The following is a 3,269-nucleotide window of genomic DNA, read 5'->3' on the forward strand; positions in this document are numbered from 1 at the left end:
GACGGTTTGCTAAATCGTTAGAGGTCGTAAGGCCTGCGAGAGTTCGAATCTCTCTCACTCCGCCAGATTACTGGACAGAGAGCACCTGGGAAGTTTTCCCAGGTGTTCTTTTTTTGCGCCCGACATCGTATTACATGATTTGTATCTAAATAATTGTGACATTTTTGTGTTATTGTATTATAATAAAACAAGAATGAGCTCTGAATGGTGAATTCTGAGAAATACTGCGTGCCATATTCTTTTTGTTATGGAAATGTCCTTTCGGAAAGGGCGGTCTACGATAGAATGTACTGGCATTCGCATGGGACGGGGGGAGATACGGTATATAGCACGACGAATTAAAAAGAATGGCATTTAAAAACAGAAAGGATGATGAGAGTTGATTAGTAAGCGTATCAAAATTTTTGGACTTATACTTGCCGGATTATGTTCCCTTATGCTGGCTGGTTGTGGAACGGGAAGCGATAAGGTATCTACTGGCTATTACAAAAACGTTGCAATCAAGCCGAACGGCGAATTCGTTATCAAAGACCGGGTTGACGACTCAAAAGCTAAGAAAGGCGGCATTTTTTACTATGTCGAAATGGGCAAGGATGACGCGACAAAAGATAAAATCGTAAGTGTTACGGCTAAAGCTGGTAATGCTCCCATCGATATACATTGGAAATCTACCGTTGGTAACATGACGGCTGTTACGGCAGCACGGATTCAGCTTGACTACAGCCAGGATGGTTACATTAAAGAAAAGTATGAACGTGTGACCGGCAAGGCGGGGGTAGGGAACCACGGTGAAGCTTCTATCCGTTATCAGATAGCAAAAGATGGAGAAAATAAAGGAAAAGCAGAAAAGAAATATTATTATAATTCTGAAGGCGATAATAATTCTCTAGGAAGTGTAGCACAGGCGAAGATTGCCTACGATAAAAAAGGGAATATTGATACCATTACCTATATGAATAAGGATGGAAAAGTGGTTAATGGATATCTGGGTGCCAGCATCCTGGGCTTTGTCTATGACAAAGAAAAAACGGATGTATTGGACTCCATAGAAATCCGGGATAATAACGGTGTAGTGAAGAACAATAAAAACAAATACGCCCGTATTGCTTTTTCCTACGATAAAAAAGGCCGTGTCATCAGCCGTAAGTTGTACAATGAAGCCGGTGATCTCGATGGCAGTGCTCAGAAGAGCCTGTTTGTTTTTCTTGGTCCCACTTCGCTTAATGACAAATTGCAACAGATGAAAGATGGTCTGATAGAAGCTGGGGCAGAAACAAAATATACATATGATGACAAACATGCCGGTCCGGTCAAAATCCAGTTCCTGGGCATAGATGGACAGGCTGCTCCTGTTAAGGATGGTGCCAAGGGCGTTGCCGAACTGGATATGACCTATGATGACGCGGATCGTATTATCGATTTGAAGTTTATCGGCGCTGATGGACAAAGCCTGCCCCTTGTTATAAGTAATACTAAAGGGCCTGATGAATTAAAGATGGACTATGATGAAAACAGTAACATCAGCCAGATAAGCTACTTTAAAAATGGGGAAGCTCTGAACATAGATGAAAAAGTCCTGAGTAATGGTGGTATGTCAACAAAGACAGATATTGCTGCTGTGAAATACAAATATGACAGCCAGCGTAATAGAACAGAAGCTAAATATTTTGATAAATCGGGCAACCCGACCTATTTGAAATTGTATGGGACTACTAAGTACTATGGTCGTCAGTTTGAATATTCTGAAAATAACAATAATCAGCCTAAGGTCACCTATCTGGATGCAGATGGACAGGCGATTAAAGCCGACCCTAAAGATATGTTCCTGGGAACATGGAAGGAACCGGTCAAAGGTGGCTATACGTGGGTTGTCAAAAAGGGAACGATGGAAATTGTACGTCCTAATGGCATGAACTCGTCCTATTCGTATGAATTGTCGAATGTAAAGATTGACCCGGAAACAGGTAAGGGAAGTATGATTTTGGATATGAAGGGGAAAAATGATTTTGGTGTAGAAACATTGAAATTTAGCGATGCCGATCATTTTGAAATGGTGGATACGTTTAATCAGAGCAAATTAGTCCGCCAGAAAGACTAATGCACTGAGGTAATAAGAGTTGTAATGAAATGAGTCTTTGCTCATTTTGTTACAACTCTTTTTTTGTTTTGTAACTGCTTTGTTACCTGTTTTTGTATACTATAAGTAAAGCTTTTGCGATATCGCGTCAGGTTCAAAGAGAAAGGAGAAAAATTTATGTCTGGTTCTGTTTCTACTTCATCAGGGAGAGCAAATCTGATTGAAGCAATCATGTTTTGTACATATGCATTATTTGCTGTTAATTGGATTGCTGGTACGACCCTGACTCCGGAAATTATGAAATATTTCCATTTGGATTCTTTTATGTCAGCTACGTTTATATCGAATGCCATCACAGTAGCTAAAATTATTGGTAATTTTTGCGCAGCGGCGATTCTCATCAAATTCCTGCCCAAAAAAGCCATTGCAATCGGCTCCGGCATGATTGTTTTTGGCAGTGCGCTGGCTATCTTGGCGCCCCAGTACTGGGTATTCATTATTGGCCGGTTCATTATGGGCTTTGGTGGTGCCGTTTACGTCGTCTATTTCAGCCCTGTCGTCATCCATTATTTTAAGCCGGAAACGCGTCCTACAGTCAATGCCATCAACAGCGTGGCTTATAATGTAGGCGGTATGCTGGCTATGATGGTCGTCGGCCCGGTTATTGCCATGATGCAGACCTGGCAGATGAGTATGGCATTTTTTGCCGCAATTAGTGGTGTGCTTTTTGTTTTATGGCTCTTCGTAGGTCAGGACTTTGCTATCAATACGACAAATAATTCCAATGAGGCTTCAACGGAGTCCTATAGTTTTGCTACGGCTCTGAGCCATAAGTTTAATTGGATTTATCCGGCTACATATTCTGGAATTCTAACATTTTATATTGTATTGCTATGTATTTTCCCCATATCCGGCACGACCGTCATCGATTCTAAGACGCTGAGCATCGTCGTTGCTTTTGGCGGCATCGTTGGTACTATTATTACTATATTGCTGTCCAAGGTGTATTATAAACGGCTGCCTGTCATCCGGCTTTGCGGTTTTTTACTTACGGCTTTTGGCATACTCATGTTTACGACTGAAAATGGCGTCATTGCCTTGATTGCCGCCTTTGCAATCGGTAATCTCATGTTTATTCCGGTCACTTCCTTATTCATGATTCCTCAAGAATTACCCGATATGACGCCTGTTA

Annotated in this window: 2 protein-coding genes; both read left to right on the plus strand. The window is 41.4% G+C overall.

The window, feature by feature from the left end:
- Positions 1–379: 379 nt before the first annotated feature.
- Positions 380–2,098, plus strand: coding sequence for a hypothetical protein (locus DBO31_RS07125; RefSeq protein ID WP_150824800.1), 1,719 nt, complete (start codon positions 380–382; stop codon positions 2,096–2,098).
- A 210-nt stretch (positions 2,099–2,308) separates the two neighbouring features.
- The coding region (locus DBO31_RS07130; RefSeq protein ID WP_234995428.1) for an MFS transporter at positions 2,309–3,269 on the plus strand (961 nt) is incomplete at its 3' end.

The organism is Megasphaera sp. DJF_B143, assembly GCF_900320625.1.
GTDB lineage: Bacteria > Bacillota > Negativicutes > Veillonellales > Megasphaeraceae > Megasphaera > Megasphaera hexanoica.